This window comes from Pseudoalteromonas sp. SG44-8, assembly GCF_014164125.1.
In the GTDB taxonomy this organism is placed as follows: Bacteria; Pseudomonadota; Gammaproteobacteria; order Enterobacterales; family Alteromonadaceae; genus Pseudoalteromonas; species Pseudoalteromonas rhizosphaerae.
In genome coordinates this window covers 1-409 of the sequence record NZ_JACJEQ010000089.1, presented here as the reverse complement: position 1 = coordinate 409, position 409 = coordinate 1, and the positions used below count along the sequence as shown (strand labels likewise).

Annotated in this window: 3 tRNA genes; all 3 read left to right on the top strand. The window is 42.8% G+C overall.

Annotation, left to right across the window (positions count from 1 at the left end):
* Positions 1–8: 8 nt before the first annotated feature.
* The 3 genes from H5163_RS21115 (at position 9) to H5163_RS21105 (ending at position 367) form a co-directional block, all read left to right on the top strand.
* Positions 9–83, top strand: a tRNA-Gln gene (locus H5163_RS21115).
* A gap of 84 nt (positions 84–167) precedes the next feature.
* Positions 168–252 (top strand) — tRNA-Leu (locus H5163_RS21110).
* Positions 253–292: 40 nt separating this feature from the next.
* Positions 293–367 (top strand) — tRNA-Gln (locus tag H5163_RS21105).
* Positions 368–409: the final 42 nt, after the last annotated feature.

The window sequence follows — 409 nt, the reverse complement described above, 5'->3', positions numbered from 1 at the left end:
TTCTTTGTTGGGATATCGCCAAGCGGTAAGGCACCAGGTTTTGATCCTGGCATTCCCAGGTTCAAATCCTGGTATCCCAGCCAACTTCTTCTACCAAAGAATGTTGTTAAAGAATAACTCTAGCTACGAGTATAAACAGCAAAAACGTATATAATTATACGGACTATGCGGGAGTGGCGGAATTGGTAGACGCGCTGGATTTAGGTTCCAGTATCTTAGGATGTGAGAGTTCAAGTCTCTCCTTCCGCACCATGTTCTTGATAAGAATTAAAACTATCAACTGTTTCTTTGTTGGGATATCGCCAAGCGGTAAGGCACCAGGTTTTGATCCTGGCATTCCCAGGTTCAAATCCTGGTATCCCAGCCAACTTCTTCTACCAAAGAATGTTGTTAAAGAATAACTCTAGCT